The following is a 20491-nucleotide window of genomic DNA, read 5'->3' on the forward strand; positions in this document are numbered from 1 at the left end:
GCAGCAGCGGCTATTTGCCGAAAAAAGACCTTTTCTAAATTCTAACGGTTATGAGCGCCGTTATTTGCCTGAATCCAAGCAGAAATTACCGGTTTTCAGCGAAATAAGCTCCATGGCAACCGTTACAATTTGAAATCAACGGGATTGGAACAAATAGCGCTTGTGGCAACCGTTAGAATATTGGTTTGCCCAGAAAAGGTAACTTTCCACAGATTTAAATGCAGCGCTAGTGCCAATTGCCGCTATTTTGCGGAAACAAATGCAACGCTCACTCCTCTCTGCTCCTTAAACCAAAAAACCGTCGAAGCAAAAATTGCTTCGACGGTTTTTTGCGTTCTGCAGGGTCAACCCTCTTCACAGCCGCCTAAGGCTGCTGCAGCAGCTGCGGAGATTGCGGGGGCTCCGGCTGCTGCGGCTGCAGCGGCGGTGGACCCTGCGGCGGACCCTGCCGCTCCTTGCCCGGCGGGTTGAACAGATAGATGACGTAAGCGACGATCGCCGGCAGGGCGATGTAGACCAGACCGGCGGCGATGTTCACCGCTCCGCCCATAAACATCAGGCTCAGCGCCATAAGGATGCTGTCAAAGATCACGTGCGAGAAAACGACGGTCGGAAAGCCGTAGCGCAGGAAAATGAAGCTGAACAGCAGTCCGATAAAGGTCAACTCGATCGGCCGTGAAATGACCGGATAGATCGGATACAGCGTATGGCCGAAAGCCCAGATCAAGGTCGTCAAAAGACTGGCGATGAACGTGCTGCGGAACAGCTTTTTCAGCATCGGAATGCCGAACAGCCGGTAAACGGCTTCCTCGCCGATCCCGGCCACCCAGGCGAGCAGCGGGAACAGGAGCGGGTAGACCATGTTGTACGGCGATTGTGTCGCATCGGTCGTCGACCAGGTATGAATCGTTCTTTCCAGAATGAAGAAGACAACCGACTGCACCCCGAGCAAAATTAAAGCCCACGCATAACCGTCGGCCACCGCGGTCAGCACATGGCGGCCGTAACCTTCCTCCCTGGACCGCGCCCACAGATTGATGCCGTTTTTCCGCCACAGTCCGTCCCCGCCGACGAGCGAGAAATATACCGAGGCGGCAAGAATCAGGGTGACGAGTCCTTGAATCACGAACCCTACCGTCAGCACGATCGGATCGAGCCCGTCCTTTTCAAACACAGGCAGCATGTTGACCGTCCCGATGACGGACAAGACGAAGTAGGCGCCGGCCAGAAAAATCCCGCGTTTAAAAGTGGTATGCGCCCGCGTCAGCGCGCTGTATACGATGGCCAGGATGCCGAGCACAAATGTGAACAGGGCGTATCCGGCAAAGGTAAGCCAGTTGGCCAGCCGCGTCTGCCCGGCGACGTAATCGGCATGCGACTCAGGAACGGAGAAGTAGCTTTCGAATGACGATACGGCGCCGTATTCGTAGCGGATATCGATCGTCGCTTGCGACTCCCCGAGCTCATCCCCCTTGATGCGATAGAGCAGACCGACATCGCCCTCGCCCGACACGCGCTCAAGGCGGGCTGGGTCAAAGCCGAACGCGGCCAGATAAGGCGCGGCCAGCCGCTCCTTCTCCTCCAGCGTCAAATCGCCCTCCCAGGTGCGCAGCGAGTCTGGCGTTTCGGTACCGTAGTCCAGCATCATCTGCTTTTTCGCATTGCTCGAGGAAACGATTTCCTCGAACCCGACCACTTTGCCGGTGGTCATGTGAACGTCGACGGTCAAAGCGCTAAACACATCGTTTGGTTCGTTGAAACGGACGCGAAATACGTCGTACGGAAATTGCTTGTCATACGTCTTCAGGAAAGGGGCGAGCAAATCCGCCTTCGTTAAATAACCGTACAGATCGGAGCGCGATTCATAGGTAACGAGCGCTTTTTCGGGATGACCGGCCAACTCGATGTTCAGCACCGACTTTGCAAATTCGATAGCTTTCGTTCTGGCCTGCGATTTGGCGATGACGTCATCCGACTGTTCCATCTGCAGCGTGTCGGAAGCGGTTGTCGGAAAAATCTGGACGATGAAGAAAATGACCAACCCGATCAGGGCCATCAGCCAAAGCGTTTTTGTCTTCAGCCTGCGGCTGGACGGTTTCATAGGTGAAAACATTACAAAACTCCTTTAAAATTTTTTGTTCTCAAGTATGATTTTGCGCGAAGTACATCACAGTAAAGATAACATAGTGGAATTTCCAACGCCAGTTGAAGGCAAAAATGATGAAAAGATGCAATAATCCCGTTATACCCTAGCATGGCTCAGATTGGACGGCAAGAAGATCGGGGATTTGCCGTTTCCAGCCCTTTTTCACTGTTTTTAATCAAAATGAACCTTTGTAGTGGAAGCCAATAAGGATTATAATCCATTTGACGAAAACGGAATGAAAACAATTGAAAAAATATTAAGGCCTAATTTCGATTTCGAAAACGGGGGAACCGATTTTTTTGGGGTGAATTTCGCGCGATTGTGGCGGCAGCCGGTATGGCTGCCTTGGTCGGGCGATTAGGGCAACTGTGCATGCCCGAATCCGTCAGCTAACCTCGTAGGCCTCCTGCAACAGGAACCAAACACCGAAAGGCATTGGATTTCCAGTGCTTTTTTCTTTTGTTCTTTTTTCACGACAACAATGGGGTGAATGAATTGTCTTTCAAAAAAATCAGCTTTTCCCCGCCGCAAATTTTGGTGTTGGGTTTTGCGCTCATCATTTTGCTGGGATCGCTGCTGCTGATGCTGCCGATTTCCAGTGCGGCCGGGGAGACGCTGCCGTTCGTCGACGCGCTGTTTACGGCGACTTCGGCGACATGCGTAACGGGACTGGTCGTCGTCGACACCGGGACCTATTTTTCCACGTTTGGCCAAATCGTAATCATGCTGCTGATTCAGGTCGGCGGACTTGGGTTCATGACCATGGCCACCTTGTTTTCGCTCGTGTTGAAACGGAAAATCTCGCTGAAGGACCGGCTGATCCTGCAGGAGGCGATGAACCAGAACACGATGGAGGGGATCGTCCGGCTGATCCGCAAGGTGCTGCTGTATTCGCTGGTCATTGAATCCTGCGCGGCGCTGCTGTTCGCGATTCGCTGGGCGTTTGACATGCCGCTGGGCCGGGCGCTGTACTTCGGCGTTTTTCACGCGGTATCCATGTTCAACAACGCCGGGTTTGACCTGTTTGGCGAATACCGGAGCTTGACGTTGTACGTGGCCGATCCGCTCGTCAACTTCGTGGCGATGTTTCTCATCGTGTCCGGGGGCATCGGGTTTATCGTGCTGTCGGACATCATTGATTTCCGGCGCCGCCGCAAGCTGTCGCTGCATTCCAAGGTGGTGCTGTCGATGACGTCGGCGCTGATCGTGGTCGGGGCCCTGGTCATATTTATATTCGAATTCACCAATCCGCGGACGCTAGCCCCGCTCGGCTGGGGCGGGAAATTTTGGGCCGCGCTGTTCCAGTCGGTGACGCCGCGGACGGCCGGGGCCAACACGGTCGATATCGGCGAGCTGCGGCAGGCTTCGCAATTTTTTATGATCATCCTGATGTTTATCGGGGCTTCGCCCAGCTCGACCGGCGGCGGGATCAAAACGACGACCTTCACCATTCTCGTCGGCGCGGTCATCTCCATGATCCGCGGACAGTCGGACCTCGTCCTGTTCCGCTACCGGATGGCCCAGGAACGTATTTTCAAAGCGGTCACCATCACGATGCTCGCTTTATTTCTTGTGGTGGCCGTCGCCATGGTGCTGTCCACGACCGAGGACGCCAGCTTCCTGAGCATTCTGTTCGAGACGACCTCCGCGTTCGGCACCGTCGGGCTTACGATGGGGCTTACCGGGAAACTAACGGTAATCGGCAAAATCCTCATCAGCTTTACGATGTTCGCCGGAAGACTCGGGCCGCTTACGCTAGCTTATGCGCTTGGACCGAAGAAAGGCAAGGAATTGTACCGCCATCCGGAAGGCAAAATGATTATAGGATAAGATAAGGGGACTTGAGATTAAACATGAAAATGCAGCAGTTTGTAGTCATCGGACTGGGCCGGTTCGGCTCCAGCCTGGCTCTGGAGTTGATGGACCTCGGGTATGAGGTGCTCGGGATCGACCGGGACGAAGAGGTGGTAAACGAATTGAGCGACCAGCTGACGCATGCCGTCGTGGCGGACGCCACGGACGAGGAAGTGCTGAAATCGCTGGGCGTCCGCAACTTCGACTGCGGGATCGTCGCGATCGGTAACGATATTCAGATGAGTATTTTGGCGGCGATTTTGCTCAAGGACTTGGGGATCAAAACCGTGGTCGCCAAGGCGCTCTCCGTCTTGCACGGCCGCGCGCTGCAAAAGCTTGGCGTGGACCGGGTTATTTTTCCGGAACGGGATATGGGCGTCCGCGTGGCGCATCAGCTCGTGACTCCAAATCTGCTGGATTACATCGAATTGTCCAAGGAATACAGCATCGTGGAAATGAACGTTCCCGCTTGCCTTGACCGGAAAAACCTGGGCGACATTAACCCGCGCGCCCGTTTCGGCTGCAGCATCGTGGCCATTCATCGCGACGGAAGCATCCTGGTGGCGCCTACCGCCATGGATCAGCTGCAAGAAGGGGACATTATGGTCATCATCGGATCGAAGAAAAATATCGAAGAGTTCGAGGAAGTCATTAACGAGTAATTATTATCGGGTTATTAAGAAAAAAGAGTTGGTTCACTTTGGATGGTTGGGATGTGGCGGAATGGAATCGGCTGTAACCGAAGCGATACATCATTTTCTGATCTTAATTTTATTCGTTATCAGCGTTGGCGTAGTATCGGGCAAACTGGCGGCATGGCTAAGGCTGCCGGATGTGGCGGTGTTCATCGCCGTCGGGATGCTGCTCGGTCCGGGGCTTGGGCTGATTCATGAACAAAGCGGATCGCTGATCAATCAATTGATATTAACGGTCGGGTCGGCGCTGATTTTGTTTGACGGCGGGCGGAATTTGCGGCTGAGCGGGCTTCGCAACGTATGGATTACGTTATCGCTGCTCAGCGTACCGGGCGTGGTGATTTCGACGATCGTCATGGGCGTGGGTGTTCATTACTTGTTCGGCGTTGATTGGATTTTTGCTTTTTTGGCCGCGGCGGTCATCGCCTCCACCGATCCGGCTTCGATCATTCCGGTATTCAAGCAGGTAAAAATCAAGGAGCGGGTCCGCGAGACGGTGGAGAGCGAATCGGCGTTTAACGACGCTACCGGCTCGATCTTGACGTTTTCGCTGCTGGCCGCGGTGGCCGGCGGCGGGGCGCTGGACGTTGGCGCCATGTCCTGGGAGTTTGTCAAAACCGCGCTCGGCGGAATTCTTGCCGGACTGATTATCTCGGGCATACTGACTTATTTGGCGGGACATGCCCGCCACGGCTATTTTCGCGACTATTCCACAATCGTCATGACGGTCTGCGCGTTATCCTCATACTTGATCGCCGATTTGCTGCATGTCAGCGGGTTTATGGCTACGTTTGTCGCCGGGGTGATCTGGGGAAATGCCGAAACGTTCGGTTTGTCCCTGAAAGACAATCATGTGGAAATGAGCTCTTTCGCTGAAAATATGACGGTTATGATGCGCATGCTGATCTTTGTGCTGCTGGGCAGCCAAGTGAATTTTGCCACGCTCGGGCAATTTTTCTGGCCAAGCCTGGCGGCGGTGCTGATCTTGATGTTTGTGGCCCGCCCGCTGTCGGTGCTGCTGTGCGCCTGGCCCGACCGCAAGGTGAAGTGGACGTGGCGCGAGCTGCTGTTCATGTGCTGGGTGCGCGAAACCGGGGTGATCCCGGCCGCCTTGTCCGGCATGATTGCGGGGATGGGAATCGCTCATTCCAACGTGATTACCGGGCTGGCTTTTATGGCGATTGTGCTGACGATCATCATTCAAGCGAGCACCACCGGCTGGGTCGCCAAAAAACTCGGTTTGGAAGTCAAAGAAACCGCCACCGGAAAGCCGTAAGGCTTGGGTGGCGGTTTTAGTTTTCAATAGTCTAACTTGAAGGCTCTAAATTAGCTCGTCAGATTCAGCTATTCCAAATTCAGCTTATCCAACACCCGCTTGATCATTACCGTCGCTTGAGAGCGTGTTGCGTTCCCCTGAGGCTGGAAGGTATTTGTCGTCACCCCCTGGATAACGCCGGCCTTTACTGTTTTGGCTACAGCTTCTTGATAACGAATCTTGGAGGCATCCTTAAACTTCTTCAAAGCCTGTGCCGGTGTGCCGTTTAAGGTAGGCTCATATTTGCCATAATTCAGGGCACGCACCATCATCAAAGCCATTTCCTCACGGGTAATATACTGATCCGGTCTGAATTTCCCGTCAGGGTATCCTGTAATGATCCCGGCCTTGCTGGCAGCGCCTATGTAGCCCCCGCGCGTATCGAGCTTCACGTCCGGATAAACCTGCGCTTCCTTTATATCTGTGCCTAGTCCCAGCGCTTTGGCGATGTACTCCGCGAACTCTGCACGCGTAATATTCCGGTCAGGCTCAAATGCGTTAGAATCGCTTTTACGTGGACTGACTACAAATTTCGAGGTCAGCTCATCAATATCCGCTTTTGCCCAATGCTTCCCGGTGTCCCCATAATTAGCAGTACCTGAAGCTGGGCCAACGATCAGGCCGCCTGAAGCTGCTGATTCCGCCCCCGCATTGGACGATCCTGACCCCGCTTGTCCGGAGGCAGATCCCGAACCGGATGCCCCGGCTCCGCTATTCGCTGGATTGCCGCCAGGATTTCCGCTAAATACCAGCGTCCCGTTGCTTGCGGAAATTTTAGACGGAATTGGAATGATCGTCTTGTTGACTGTGTCGTATTTCACTAACGTTGCATTTGCAGATGTTACCTTACTGCCGGTAATGCGCAAATAAAGCTTCCCTGCATGAGAAATATTAAACAAATGGGTAGCCGCGTTAAGATTAGACGCATCTGATTCAGAAACCACAATGATTCTAATGCGTATAGGATTGCTTGCCTGGTTCACGTAAACCCCATTTATAGTCATCGGTATGGAAATCTGGTCAGGCGAAACAAATTCCAGTTGAATAATCAAGTACAGCGTATTTAAAGAATCTACACTTAGTGTCCCGTTATTCAAGGACTTGGCAATTTGCGCAAACGGAATCTCCTCGACCGGCAGCTCATACATCGTTTCATTGTATTTAATTGAAAATGAAACAAGCTTACCGCGATTGTAACCTTCATACAGTGCGCCAAGCGGGATAGCCACCTCAGCGGCTTTCTCCGTCGCCGGCACCTCAAAAATTAACGGTTCGCGTTTGCTTTTATTCGTATTTATGGAGATCAAGAATTTAATGGCTTCTTGCAGTTGTGCTGCGCCGATTGTATATCTTGAGATATTTTGCCCGCCAACCGATACACTGCTTGATGACTTAGCCGTACTTAGATTTAGCAGATAACCGCCAAGTCCGAAGTTAGAGCTGGAAATCGCCGTTACAAAGGACGGCATGCCTTGTGCAGCTGGCGGCTCTGATCCTGTGCTAGCCTTGCCTTTTACAACATAATCAATGTAATAGCTCCCATAAATGCCGTCCAAGTCCTCAATTGAATCCGCACCATCGACAAAAGAAACGGTAACATTATCGTTCTCCGCCAGCGATGAAGCCAAAGTCAAAATAACCTGGCTGCCGGCAATTTCAACTCGGGTGATCCGCAGCTCTGACTGATTTACACGCACAATGAATTGATTTGGATTCAATTTTTTGCTTTTTAGCGTTTTATTATAAGTAATGGTAATTGTGTTCCCTTTGCCCTCAATACCTATCAATGATAATGTTGACTTACTGCTGGTATTGCTCACCTTATAGCTGCTGATTTCCGCAAGCGCCTGCCCAGAGCTAAGGACTAGCTTATTACTCGCTTTCGGGGTGTACGATAATTCCACCAAATCACTTGCTTCAATAGCTGTCACTAATTCGATATACAGATAGCTTCCGGAAGAGTATACCTTGGAAATTTCTCTTTCCCGCTGGTTAACCACCACCTTGAAGCCTGTCGTTGCGATGCTGTTATTTGTGCCAAGCGGCTTGCTATATTTTAAAATAATCGTATTATTCGTAATCTCTCCACTTTGAAGGACAGGAGCCTCGCTGCTATTCTTGTCCGTCTCCGTCTCGTATAAACCCTCCCAGCCGTTCATATATACAGCCCCTGTCTGAGCATCCGCTGCGGCACCCGCACCAATGTACAGATAATACCTGCTTCCCTTGTCCAACTCATGAACAGGCTTTATAAACAAACCTGAACCGGAGGCTCTAACCTGAACAGCCAGTTGCGCATCATTTTCTTTTTTCTTAAAAACTATGGCGGATTCGTTATTAATCTTAATGTTGCGATTAAAAATCATCGTAAACTCGGTATCCACGGGAATGTTCGTACTTCCCCCAAGTGGTGTCACACCTAACATTTGCAATGGCGAAGTCTCTTCCGCCGCACCAGCATTGACGGTATTGTTAGTACTGCCGGCGGCTGTCTCGGTTTTTGTTGTGAAAAAATACTGAACAGCAGGGGAGGCAATGCTCCGGTTCTCCGCATCCACAAAATTGCCTTCTTCAGCTTGTACAACGTATGTCGTGTTATACTTTAACTGCGGCAGCAGCAGTGTAACTTCATTCGTACCCTTCCCCGGGCTCCCATCACTAAGGACCGTCTCGATATTGGACAAGGGTTCCTTACCTTTTTCGGACACTTTAAGCGAATCCTTATTGATCTGTACCTTGCGGTCAAATTGCAGCTTAATAGATTTAGTTGCGGCTGGGTCAACATTGCTGGCCCCATTTTGCGGATTCATCGTAATCCGAATTCCGCTAGCACTGCCGGCGGCGTGTATCATTGATGCCGGCGCCGCGACCCCAAGCAGTAAATTCAGTACTAAGATTGCAATGATCCCCGTTGATAGCTTTCTCTCCATTTTGCGTTTCTCCTCTCAAAAATAACCTGCACTCTATATTATCGGCTATTTGCCCTTCCTTGTTGCGAAGGATTTGAAATATTGTGCACTTGTTAATTCTCCGCATAAAATTACAGCGACAGCTCCTCCACCAGACTTTCCCGAATTTGCGTAAACCACTCTTTCGTTTCGCTGGTCAGCTCCGATTTCTCTCCGTAAATCAGGCAAGTTTCTCTACGGGTCTGCTCCAGTTCGGGGATCGGCACGGACACCAGCCCGTTGTCCCGCAGCAGCGGCCTGCGCAGGTACGATCTGGGGAGCAGGGAAGCCGCTTTGCAGATCGGCAGCAGCCGGACGATCGCTTCGAAAGAGTCGATCTCCATGCGGACATCGGGGACGATGCCGTAGCGGCCGAACAGGTCGTCGACCAGCCGGCGGTACCAGGTTCCTTTGGAGAAAATAATCATGGACCGGCCGTTCAGATCGTCCATCGAGGGATGGCCGTCTTGGGTTGGGGATGCGAGTTCATGTCCCTTGGGGACCACAAGCTCCAGGTGGTCCTGAAACAGCGGGATGCATTTTAACCCGGCTTCGCTGATCGAGGAGGCGACGACGCCGATGTCCACTTTTTTGTCGCGGACGTGGGAGACGATCTCATGCGTTTTCCCGGTGACGAGCTTGAGCTCGATGTCCGGGAATTTGTCCATCATCGCCTTGACCAGCGGGGGCAGCGTTGTCTGGATGGTCGTCAGACTGGCGCCCAGCGTAACGACGGTGCGTTCCGCCTTTTTGAAACGGGAGACGGCCTGCAGAAAGTTTTGATGGCGCTGCCGCTGTTCCAGGGCGTACAAATAAGCCTCTTGACCGACACGGGTCAACTCCAGGCGTTTTCCTTTGCGGTGAAACAGCGCAACCCCCCATTCATCCTCCAATTTTGCGATTTTTCGGGAAAGTGCGGGCTGCGACAAATTGAGCAGCTTCGACGCTTTGTTTAAACTGGATTGCTCCACGACGGTGGTAAATACAAGCAGTTCTTCTAACATGGGGTAACCTCCTTTTTTCGGGAAGAAAAAAATAGGGCTCGACAATTGGCGCGGATTATTGACGGACAAGTGATCGGACTATACCGGACTATACCGGACTATACCGGACTATACCGGGCTATATGTGAAAAGCTGCTTATGTGCTTTTTGTATAACTATTAATAACTATATTGCAATTCCATTATAAGATAAAAAGGAGTAACATGAAAAGTGACACAAGATGTTCACATGTTACTTTTGTAACATAGTAAAGTAGCCTTGATGTTGTGGGATATATCATATCCAAACTGTAGGGCTGTATTAATCGATTCGTCGATTATTGTTGAAAATGCGCAAGTTCAAGGGAAGATGGAAACTAGAAAGGGGTACGCGCACTTATGAAAGGGTTTTATTCCAGAAAACTTCATTCGCTGCTCGGAGTCATTCCGCTGGGGTTTTTCATTCTGGAACACATGATCACCAACTTTTCGGCGGTGGAAGGCGGAAGCCAGGGATTTAAGGAAAGCGTGGCTTTCCTGAACAGCCTGCCGCTCGTGCTGGTGCTGGAGATCTTCGGCATCTGGCTGCCGCTGCTGTACCACGGTGTCTACGGATTGTATATCGCCTTCCAGGCGAAGCCGAATAACGGGCGGTTCCCGACGGAACGGAATCTGCGGTATTTGCTCCAGCGGATTTCGGGTGTAATCGTCTTTGCCTTCGTGATTTGGCATTTGTGGGAAACCCGCGTTCAAGTGGCGCTGGGCAATGTCACTCATGAAGAGCTTGGCGGGGTTATGCACAGCATCGTTACCCAGCCGGTTTTCTTCCTATTGTATCTGATTTCGGTCGTGGCGGCGTCCTTCCATTTCGCCAACGGGTTATGGTCGTTTATGGTCAGCTGGGGCATCACCGTCGGCCCGCGCGCGCAGCGCGTTTCCTCATACATCTGCATGGGGCTGTTCGTGATCGTCGCGCTGATGTTCGTCGGCTCGCTGTTCGCTTTCCGCGGGGCCGAATTCCAGGCGGAAGGAACGGCTTTGCTGGAGTCGGCGAAGGCGCTGCTGGCGTAACTGCTGGCGTAAGGACGAAGATTATGATTTTTGGCGGCGATATCGCGATATTTTGGGGAGCATAGCAAATCGTAACGCTATACAAAACTTTTAGGAGTTGAAATACAATGGCTAAACAAAGCGTAATTGTCGTTGGCGGCGGTCTGGCCGGGCTGATGGCTACGATCAAATCGGCCGAGGCGGGCGTGCCGGTGCATCTGTTTTCGCTTGTGCCGGTGAAACGTTCCCACTCGGTGTGCGCGCAGGGCGGCATTAACGGGGCCGTGAACACGAAAGGCGAAGGCGACTCCCCATGGGAGCATTTCGACGATACGGTATACGGCGGAGACTTTCTGGCCAACCAGCCGCCGGTCAAAGCGATGTGCGAAGCGGCGCCCGGCATCATTCACCTGATGGACCGGATGGGCGTTATGTTCAACCGCACCCCGGAAGGCTTGCTGGATTTCCGCCGGTTCGGCGGGACCAAGCATCACCGGACCGCTTTTGCCGGAGCGACGACGGGACAGCAGTTGCTGTACGCCCTCGACGAGCAGGTGCGCCGTCATGAAGCGGCGGGGCTGGTCACGAAATACGAGAACTGGGAATTCCTTTCGGTCGTGCTGGACGATGATGGCGTATGCCGCGGCATTACCGCGCAAAACCTGCGTTCCATGGAAATCGTAACGTTCGCTTCCGACGCGGTGATTTTGGCGACGGGCGGACCGGGGATTATTTTCGGCAAAACGACCAACTCGGTGATCAACACCGGCACGGCCGCCAGCGCGGTATACCAGCAGGGTGTCCATTACGCCAACGGCGAGTTCATCCAAATTCACCCGACGGCGATTCCGGGGGACGACAAGCTGCGGCTGATGTCGGAGTCGGCGCGGGGCGAAGGCGGACGGATTTGGACGTACAAAGACGGCAAACCGTGGTACTTCCTCGAGGAAAAATACCCGGCTTACGGCAACCTGGTGCCCCGCGACATCGCCACCCGGGAAATTTTCCACGTTTGCGTTGATCAGAAGCTGGGCATTAACGGCGAAAACATGGTGTATCTCGATTTGTCGCATAAGGACCCGAAGGAACTGGACGTCAAGCTCGGCGGCATCATTGAAATCTATGAAAAATTCATGGGCGACGATCCGCGCAAAATTCCGATGAAAATCTTCCCGGCGGTCCATTACTCGATGGGCGGCATGTGGGTCGATTACAATCAAATGACCAACATTCCCGGGTTGTTTGCGGCAGGGGAATGCGAATATCAATACCACGGCGCGAACCGGCTCGGGGCCAATTCGCTGGTCTCCGCCATCTACGGCGGCATGGTGGCCGGACCGAAAGCGGTGGAATATATCCGCGGCTTGAAAAAATCGGCCGACGACATCCGTCCGGACGTGTTCGATCGCTATCGCAAAGCGCAGGAGGACAAATTCGAAGGCCTGCTGAACATGAACGGGTCGGAGAACGCCTACGTTCTTCATAAAGAGCTGGGCGAATGGATGACGGACAACATGACGGTCGTCCGTTACAACGACCGGCTCGAAGCGACGATCAACAAGATTAAGGAACTGAAGGAACGCTACAAGAAAATCAACATCAACGATACGTCTCGCTGGAACAATGCCGGGGCCGCGTTTACCCGTCAGCTGTGGAACATGCTGGAGCTGGCCGAAGCGATGACGCTGGGCGCGCTGCTGCGCAACGAAAGCCGGGGCGCGCATTATAAACCGGATTTCCCGAACCGGAACGACGAGGAATTTTTGAAGACGACGAAAGCGACATGGACGCCGGACGGCCCGCAAATCTCGTATGAGGACGTGGACGTCTCTTTGATCCCGCCGCGGATTCGCGATTACTCGAAGGATAAATAGGAGGGGATAGCCATGGCGATGGCGGAAACGGAAGCAGCCGTAAAACAAAAGTCAGGCAAAAAAGTCAAATTCATCATTACGCGCCAGGACGACCCGAACTCCCAGCCTTATACCGAGGAGTTTGAGCTGGACTATCGGCCGAACATGAACGTGATCAGCGCTTTGATGGAAATTCAGCGCAACCCGGTAAACCAGAAGGGCGAGCACACCGCTCCGGTATGCTGGGAGTCGAACTGTCTGGAGGAGGTTTGCGGCGCCTGCTCGATGGTCATCAACGGCAAACCGCGCCAGGCATGCGCGGCGCTGATCGATCAACTGGAGCAGCCGGTGCGCATCGAACCGATGCGGACGTTCCCGGTCGTGCGCGATTTGGTGATCGACCGCAGCCGGATGTTTAACGCTCTGAAGCGGGTGAAAGCGTGGATTCCGATCGACGGTACGTACGATTTGGGGCCGGGTCCGCGCATGCCGGAGAAAAAACGCCAATGGGCGTATGAGCTGTCGAAGTGCATGACCTGCGGCGTCTGCCTGGAGGCTTGTCCGAACGTCAACGAGAAAACGGACTTCATCGGCCCGGCGGCCATTTCCCAAGTGCGCCTGTTCAACGCGCACCCGACCGGCGCCATGAACGCCGACGAGCGCTTGGACGCGCTGATGGAAGACGGCGGCATCGAAGGCTGCGGCAACTCGCAAAACTGCGTTCGCGCCTGCCCGAAAGGCATCCCGCTGACCACTTCGATCGCCGAGATGAACCGGGACACCACGAAGCGTATGTTTAAGCGTTGGCTGACGGAATAGGGGAATTATTTATAGGTATTATAATAAAGCAGGGGAGCCATGAGAGTGGTTCCCCTGCTTTATTATTAATAATATTTCCAAGATTTCCGGGAAGCTTCCCGTGCAAGCTTCCCGGAAATCTAACGGTTGCAGCAGCGGCTATTTTCCGAAAAAAGGCCCTTTCTAAATTCTAACGGTTATGAGCGTCGTTATTTGCCTGAATCTAAGCAAAAATAGCCGGATTTCAGTGAAATAAGCACGATGGCAACCGTTACAATTTTAAATCCGCGTTTTTGGAACAAATAGCGCTTGTGGCATCCGCTAGATTATTGGTGTGGCTAGAAAATATATCTTGTCAGATCGGATTTGATGCAACGCTAGTGCCGTTAGCGTCCGCAGATTTGGCCGGATGGGTGGTAAAAGTGTGCTTGACCGCTTGGCACTAACCACTAATTGCAAATCATACAACTAACTTTACATTCTTTACTCAATCATTCGTTTAATTGCATTTCATACAATGTTTTCCTCGCTTCTTTGCCTCTTCTGTAAAAGATAGCAGAATAACTGCGGGTTTTACACTTAATCAAGTGCTGTGGCAGCATTTCCGGATAAGTAAATGTACATTTTGCAGCTATTTCATTCAACAATGGACAAAGAAAGCCGGAGCAGGCAGCAGGTACACTCGGGTGGGGAGCCCCCTTTACTATAACTACTGAACGAGATAAATTTTCAGCGTAACTGAACAATTTTATCATAAGGCGTTTTTCGTATTTCAATCTGTATATTTACAAAACCTATGAATACATTTCATATTCAGCTTACCTTTTGCCTTTAGTCTTTATTAGGATAAAGACTAACAAGGAGGAACTCATGAAAAAGAAGGTGATAGCCGCTGTTTTAGCGTGCGGCATGCTGATGTCCAGCTTTAACTTTACCGGTATCATTGTGCCGGCGAAGGCGGATGCATCAGATGAAATGAAAATATTTATCTCCGAGATTTACCCGGATGACAAATCCAATCAGAATGTAATTGAGGGAGCGGGCGGGGCGGACCTGTTCGAGTATGTAGAGATCTACAATCGCTCCGGTCAGCCTCTGGCCTTCAACGAGGAATATGCAATTCGGTATAACTACAACAGCGGCGTCAAAAATCTGACGGTAACCGATACGGTATACGATGATCCGAATACCGTAGTTATTCCGGCAGATAGCCCGGCGGTACTGTGGGTGAAGCGGACAAGCTCCTCCATTACCGGGGCGGCCGCCAATCTGACCGCAGCCGATTTCAGGCAGTATCATTCCGTGCCGGATAACGTGCCGGTTTATGTGCTCAAGGGGCAGGACGGATTAAACAATACGGACCGGGGACTTCTCATTACCCGCAAAGGGGATGCCTCCGTGGTCATCAGTGAGTATTACTACACCGCCGACGATGTCGGTGACGGAAAGAGCGTGCATCTGCAGCTTCCTTCGCGCGGAACGGCGATGGTCCCGTTGGCCCGGGAAGCGGCTCCATCGGCCGGCCGGGTCGAGCCTGCGCAGCTCACGGCAACAAACAATCGCATTCCCCAAATCGATCATACGCCAATCGCAACGGCGGACCGGTCCCGGCCCTTAACCGTGACGGCCGGCGTGTACGATGAGGATGGGGATTCGCTTACCGTCAAGCTGTATTATAAAACGGCGGCGAACGGTTCTTACAGCGAGCTGCCGATGGAAGACCGGGGAAGCGGCTTGTTTGCCGGCGAAATTCCTTCGGCCCGCCTTGGAGGGGACAAGCTGTACTATGTGCTGGAGGCGGGCGACGGCATCGAGTGGGCCAGATCTCCGGAATATGAGACCGTCCTTACCGGAGAAGTGTCCGATGCGGATATTCCCCGCATTTTGATCACCGAGCTTCTGCCGAATCCTGCCGGCGATTACCGGTATGGAAGCGGGAACCAGTACGAGTATCTGGAGTTATACAATAATTCCGCTCAAACTCTTGACTTGAAAGATTACACGCTATGGTACCTTTATCCGGGAACGACGGCTCCGAAGAAATGGGTCATTCCGCAGCACACCAGCATTGAGCCCTACAGCGCGGCCGTCATCTGGTTTGCCAAGGAAGCGGTGGCCAACGGCAAAGGCTATACCACAACCGCCGATTTCAACCTGCATTTCAACAGTACGCTGGCGGACAGCGACATTATTTTTTACGACAATTCGCAGCCTTCGGACTTCAATCTTCCGAACGCTACGCACCGCGGGCTGGCCCTGTCATCCCCGGACGCTCCGGACCAGTACATAGTGGAAGCCTGGTATGATTCAACCGCCACCGGCAGCCCGGACCGTCTCGTAAACGATGTCCGCAATGCGGTGATCCGCTATGCGTACCCGCTAACCGGAACGGCTATGGTGAGGTTGGATAACCGGATGTACGCCAATCCCGGCAGCATTGATCCTGGTCAAGTGCCGGCCGTGGACGGTGTGGATATGGTCGCGCCTACGCTGCAGCACGAGCAGACCGTATACAATCTGGGAAAAGGCCAGGCCTACAACGCTACGGTAACGAGCGACGAACCGCTGGCTTCCGCCCAAATCTTGTATGGAGCGTCAACGGAGGAGCCGATGCTGTTCACGGGCACGCAGCCTCTTACGCTGACAGGAGAGGACGGAGGCAAGTATATCTATAAAGGCAGTCTGTCGTTCGATGAGCCGGGCGTTTACCGTTATATCATCGATGCGGCGGATGCTGCGGGCAACCGGACAAGAGTGCCTTATAATTCCAGAGGCGGCATGCTGACCGTAAATGAGAGCGGGACAGGCACTGAGCTTCCGGACCCGGGCTTATCCATAGAGGGCGGAAGCATGCTGAAAGGAAAAGCTTCCTTCTATGCGTACGGCCGTCAGGCTGCCGAGAGCATCGAGGTCCTTTTTAACGGCCAGCCGGTGCCCCTGCGCAAAACATTGCCGGGCAAAGCAAGCCTAGGCATGCAGACCCGCGGCGTCGACCAAATCTATCAGGCTTCGGTCAGCGCGCTGGACCCGGCAGGGGAACCGAGCTTCTTCAGCCGCATTCTGCCGAAATACACCAATGACGCCTGGTCCATGTTCGACATGCCGGCGGATCTGTTTGTGACCGGCACCGTCGTTTCGGTGCATACCGGCAACGAAAACGCGCCTTATCAATTAAAGGATCATGACAAGGTGTTCGGCAGCAACAATCATGATGACTTTGAGGTGAAAAATGTTCACCTGGTGCTGCCGGACGGCAGCGTTGTTAAGCCCGATAAGGTATTGAACTATTTGGGGAACCTGACGCAAACCACCGTGGATTACAGAGAAGACACGTATTACGGCTTCGGCGACGCGGATTATGGGAGCAACCCCAACAAACCGATGATCAGCGATTTTCATTTCCCGGTCCCGGACGACAAATTCACGGCCCGGTATGCCGAATTGGACACTGCAGCCGTCCAGGACGGAGTTTATCCGTTGACGATGACGATCGGCGGACAGGAGATCGACGCTGTTCAGGTTATGGTGGACAACACGGCGCCGGTGATTGAGGGGATTTCTTACGGTGACGGACAGCTGCTGGAAAACTCCATGTTTCTCAAGGGGCCGTTTACGCTGAATGTGCTGGCTTCGGACAATTTGAGCGGCGTAGGCAAAATTGAAGCCGAACTTGACGGAAAAGCCGTTGAATTGCCGTATGATTCATCCTCGACTCTGCTGAGCGCAGGCGAGCACCGGCTGAAGGTGACCGTCTACGATGGAGCGGGGAACACGGCCGTCCTGGAAAAATCATTCCAAATCGAGGACGAGAAGCCGCTTGCGCCCGGCGAGGTATCGCCGGCTGACTTTACGGACAAAGTGCCGACGAACGCCAGACTCCGGGCCAATGTCAGCGATCCTGGCGGCGATGCCATGGATGTCCGCTTCCTTCAAGGGGACAAATACGATTTTGCCAGACCGGAGGGAATCAGCGGCTATACCGATGTTGCGGACCGTGAGCCTCCGTTGGTGCTGAACCCGGACGGCGAGACTGAAATCGGAGCGGCCGAGGCCGGTGAGATCGCCTTTGCGGACGGAGAGTATCTCGTAACGGACACCGACTCCGGATTTCCGTACCACCGCTTTGAAATTGAATTGAAGGAAGAGATTCAACCCGCGGACAAGGTGGAGGTCTATTGGAAGGGCCGGACTCTGCCCGGACGCATTGTAACCTTGTATGCCTGGGATTACGATGCGGGCAAGTGGACTGCGCTGAAAGCGGAGACCGGCCAGAACGCCGGGGCCGATATCATCCTGACCGCCGAAATTGAGGCCGGACGGTATGTCCGTGACGGGCGGATTCAGGCCATGGTGCAGGATGAGGTCAAGGGCGCCAACGATCCTTTTACGATTCTGTGGTTTACGGATACGCAGTATTATGCCGAGTCCTACCCCGAAATTTTTGACAGGCTGGGCGACTGGATTTCCGAAGAGTATAAAAAAGGCACTTTTGCTTACGCCATTCATACGGGCGATATCGTCAACGTTGCGAACGATGAGCGGCAGTGGGCGGTAGCCGACCGCAACCTGAAAAAGCTGGATGACGCGGGCGTGCCGTACGGAGTCCTTGCAGGCAATCACGATGTCATCATCGACGGTGTCAATTATTCTTATTACGGCAAATATGCAGGAGCCGACCGGTATAAGGATAATCCTTGGTACGGCGGGGAAATGGACAACAACCGGAATCACTATGACCTGTTTTCGTTCGGCGGCCATGATTTTATTTTCCTTTACATTGGCTTTGGCTTGGAGGATACGCCGGAGACCGTGGCGTGGGCCAACGAAGTACTGCGAAAGCATGCGGACCGGATTGCGGTCGTCGGCATGCACGCTTATCTGGAATCCAACGGTACCTTATCCAATATGGCGCAAAATGTATTCGATCAGGTGATCGCGCCCAATAAAAATGTACAGCTTGTGCTGAGCGGACATTATCATGCGGCTAAACGGGTCGTGAAGACGGTGACGCATCCGGACGGTACAAGCAGACAGGTGATCGAGATGCTGGCGGACTATCAGGGAGGGCCAAACGGCGGCAACGGCTATCTCCGGCTTCTGAAGTTTGATCCGGCAGCGGGTACGCTGGATGTGGATACCTATTCGCCGTATCTGGATGACTATAATTTCTTCGATGATGCGACCGAGGACTTTACGGAGCCATTTGCGTTCAGGGATATCCAAAAACGGGTGGCTACCGATTATTTTGCGGTTAATGTGTACAAAGATGCGCTGATCGGGGAGCAAAAGGGAGTAATCTCCGGCGATGTTGCTTCCGTGCCGTGGAACGGGCTTGCGCCAGGCAAAACCTATTATTGGTACATGGACATTACGGACGAATACGGCGCCTCGACGCGCAGCCCGATTTACCGCTTTACTACAGTCAATAATGGAACTACCCCAACGGTTCCGGGCGGCAACAACGATGATGACGACGACGATGATGACGACAGAGGCAACGGCGGTAGTGGAAACGGAAATCACGGAAAAAGTTCCGGAAGCACGGGCAGCGGTGGGGCCGTTAGCTCAGCGGGCAATGTCAAGCCTGCTCCATCCGGCTCCGGCACGATCATTGCTCAAGCGGCTATCGACGGAAACAAGGCTGTTGTCTCCATCACTGAAGAGGAGCTCAGCGCAGCCTTTTCCAATGCCGGCGCAGACGCAAGAGGGGTTAAAAAGGTGTCCGTTGTACTGAGCGACAGCGGCAACCGTTTCGACGGCGAAATTATCACGCAGCTTCCGTCCGCCTTCTTCAGCGAAACGGATGGACGGAGCCGGATTGAGCTTGTTACGCCGCATGCCCGCGTGACTCTGCCCGCGGAGATGCTGAGCCGTACCGGTACGGCCGGTCCGATCGTGGAACTGGTTGTCCGTCCCGGCGTTCCGGCCGGATTATCGCCGGAAATGCTGGGGCTGATCGGCGGCAGACCGGCCATCGAGCTGGCGCTGCGCATGGACGGCAAGGACATCGACTGGCAAGGGAGCGTGGCGGATGTTGCGGTGTCCGTTCCTTATACTCCTGGTGAACACGAGCAGACCGACGGTCTTGCGGTGTGGGAAATTGACGCAGGCGGCCCGGCAAAAGCGGTGCTGAACAGTCATTACAACAAGGATTTGCAGGCGGCAGTATTTCATACCGGCCGGTTGGGCCATTTTGTCCTTGGGGGCAAGACGGTATCCTATCAGGATGTGAGCCCTTCAAGCTGGTATGCCCAAGCCGTTAATTACCTGTCGGCAAGGGACGTCGTCAAGGGAAGCGGGGAAGGACGTTTTCTGCCGCGAAGCGACATTAGCCGCGCGGAGTTTCTCGTGATGACCATGAACGCTTTCGGAATGGAGCCGGCGGCAGGCGAGGACGCAAGCAATTTCGCGGACGCAGGCAACCGGTATTACAGCCCGTATTTGGCGGCTGCAAAGAGCATGGGACTGGTTAAGGGAACAGGGGATAACCGGTTCAGGCCGGAAGCGAAAATTACCCGCCAGGATATGGCCGTGATTCTTCATTCTATCATGGCAGCGGCGGGAACCGAGCTGCCGGCGGATAACCCAAGTACGGCTCGGAGCTTTAGCGATGCCGGAGATATTGCCGATTATGCGCAATCAGCCATCAACGATATGCTGGGGACCGGCCTGATGCAGGGAACCGGCGACGGCCGTCTTTCTCCGCAGCGCTTTACTAACCGGGCGATGGCGGCGCAGGTCATTTACAATTATCTTATTAAAAGCAGAGAAGCCATTTCATTGGAATAACTCTTTTCCAGTGGAAGAAACGCCCTGCAGGCCAGTAGCTTGCGGGGCGTTTCCTGTTTTT

Annotated in this window: 10 protein-coding genes and 1 riboswitch; of the genes, 7 read left to right on the top strand and 3 right to left on the bottom strand. The window is 53.4% G+C overall.

Annotation, left to right across the window (positions count from 1 at the left end):
• Positions 1-364: 364 nt before the first annotated feature.
• Positions 365-2113, bottom strand: coding sequence for a CPBP family intramembrane glutamic endopeptidase (locus DYE26_RS29840; protein ID WP_051985290.1), 1749 nt, complete (start codon positions 2111-2113; stop codon positions 365-367).
• 283 nt (positions 2114-2396) lie between these two features.
• A riboswitch (cyclic di-AMP (ydaO/yuaA leader) is annotated at positions 2397-2566 on the top strand.
• A 66-nt stretch (positions 2567-2632) separates the two neighbouring features.
• Between DYE26_RS29840 and DYE26_RS29845 the strand changes: the two genes are divergently transcribed.
• From DYE26_RS29845 to DYE26_RS29855, 3 genes are all read left to right on the top strand, one after another.
• The gene (locus tag DYE26_RS29845) at positions 2633-3976 is read left to right on the top strand and encodes a TrkH family potassium uptake protein (RefSeq protein ID WP_051985826.1); all 1344 of its coding nucleotides are present in this window, start codon (positions 2633-2635) and stop codon (positions 3974-3976) included.
• Between the two features lie 23 nt (positions 3977-3999).
• Positions 4000-4662, top strand: coding sequence for a potassium channel family protein (locus DYE26_RS29850; protein ID WP_036620132.1), 663 nt, complete (start codon positions 4000-4002; stop codon positions 4660-4662).
• Positions 4663-4723: 61 nt separating this feature from the next.
• The gene (locus DYE26_RS29855) at positions 4724-5971 is read left to right on the top strand and encodes a cation:proton antiporter (RefSeq protein ID WP_036620135.1); all 1248 of its coding nucleotides are present in this window, start codon (positions 4724-4726) and stop codon (positions 5969-5971) included.
• Positions 5972-6039: 68 nt separating this feature from the next.
• Here DYE26_RS29855 and DYE26_RS29860 read toward each other — a convergent pair whose 3' ends face one another.
• On the bottom strand, positions 6040-8940 hold the full coding sequence (locus DYE26_RS29860) for an S-layer homology domain-containing protein (RefSeq protein ID WP_036620137.1): 2901 nt from the start codon (positions 8938-8940) through the stop codon (positions 6040-6042).
• A gap of 110 nt (positions 8941-9050) precedes the next feature.
• On the bottom strand, positions 9051-9962 hold the full coding sequence (locus DYE26_RS29865) for a LysR family transcriptional regulator (RefSeq protein ID WP_036620140.1): 912 nt from the start codon (positions 9960-9962) through the stop codon (positions 9051-9053).
• A gap of 377 nt (positions 9963-10339) precedes the next feature.
• On the opposite strand from DYE26_RS29865, the gene DYE26_RS29870 reads away from it, so the two are divergent.
• The 4 genes from DYE26_RS29870 (at position 10340) to DYE26_RS29885 (ending at position 20430) form a co-directional block, all read left to right on the top strand.
• Positions 10340-11011, top strand: coding sequence for a succinate dehydrogenase cytochrome b558 subunit (locus DYE26_RS29870; RefSeq protein ID WP_036620144.1), 672 nt, complete (start codon positions 10340-10342; stop codon positions 11009-11011).
• 107 nt (positions 11012-11118) lie between these two features.
• A complete protein-coding gene (gene sdhA / locus DYE26_RS29875; RefSeq protein ID WP_036620146.1) occupies positions 11119-12864 on the top strand; it encodes a succinate dehydrogenase flavoprotein subunit in 1746 nt (581 codons plus the stop codon).
• Between the two features lie 18 nt (positions 12865-12882).
• Positions 12883-13662, top strand: coding sequence for a succinate dehydrogenase iron-sulfur subunit (sdhB, locus tag DYE26_RS29880; RefSeq protein WP_036627639.1), 780 nt, complete (start codon positions 12883-12885; stop codon positions 13660-13662).
• A gap of 849 nt (positions 13663-14511) precedes the next feature.
• Positions 14512-20430, top strand: coding sequence for an S-layer homology domain-containing protein (locus DYE26_RS29885; RefSeq protein WP_036620147.1), 5919 nt, complete (start codon positions 14512-14514; stop codon positions 20428-20430).
• Positions 20431-20491: the final 61 nt, after the last annotated feature.

It is taken from the genome of Paenibacillus macerans, assembly GCF_900454495.1.
Taxonomy (GTDB): domain Bacteria; phylum Bacillota; class Bacilli; order Paenibacillales; family Paenibacillaceae; genus Fontibacillus; species Fontibacillus macerans.

What these genes read in the sequence shown, in the direction of transcription:
- DYE26_RS29840 (WP_051985290.1), bottom strand. Translation starts at nt 2,113, where the DNA reads ATGTTTTCACCTATGAAACCGTCCAGCCGCAGGCTGAAGACAAAAACG.
- DYE26_RS29850 (WP_036620132.1), top strand. Translation starts at nt 4,000, where the DNA reads ATGAAAATGCAGCAGTTTGTAGTCATCGGACTGGGCCGGTTCGGCTCC.
- DYE26_RS29855 (WP_036620135.1), top strand. Translation starts at nt 4,724, where the DNA reads ATGGAATCGGCTGTAACCGAAGCGATACATCATTTTCTGATCTTAATT.
- DYE26_RS29860 (WP_036620137.1), bottom strand. Translation starts at nt 8,940, where the DNA reads ATGGAGAGAAAGCTATCAACGGGGATCATTGCAATCTTAGTACTGAAT.
- DYE26_RS29865 (WP_036620140.1), bottom strand. Translation starts at nt 9,962, where the DNA reads ATGTTAGAAGAACTGCTTGTATTTACCACCGTCGTGGAGCAATCCAGT.
- DYE26_RS29870 (WP_036620144.1), top strand. Translation starts at nt 10,340, where the DNA reads ATGAAAGGGTTTTATTCCAGAAAACTTCATTCGCTGCTCGGAGTCATT.
- sdhA (WP_036620146.1), top strand. Translation starts at nt 11,119, where the DNA reads ATGGCTAAACAAAGCGTAATTGTCGTTGGCGGCGGTCTGGCCGGGCTG.
- sdhB (WP_036627639.1), top strand. Translation starts at nt 12,883, where the DNA reads ATGGCGGAAACGGAAGCAGCCGTAAAACAAAAGTCAGGCAAAAAAGTC.
- DYE26_RS29885 (WP_036620147.1), top strand. Translation starts at nt 14,512, where the DNA reads ATGAAAAAGAAGGTGATAGCCGCTGTTTTAGCGTGCGGCATGCTGATG.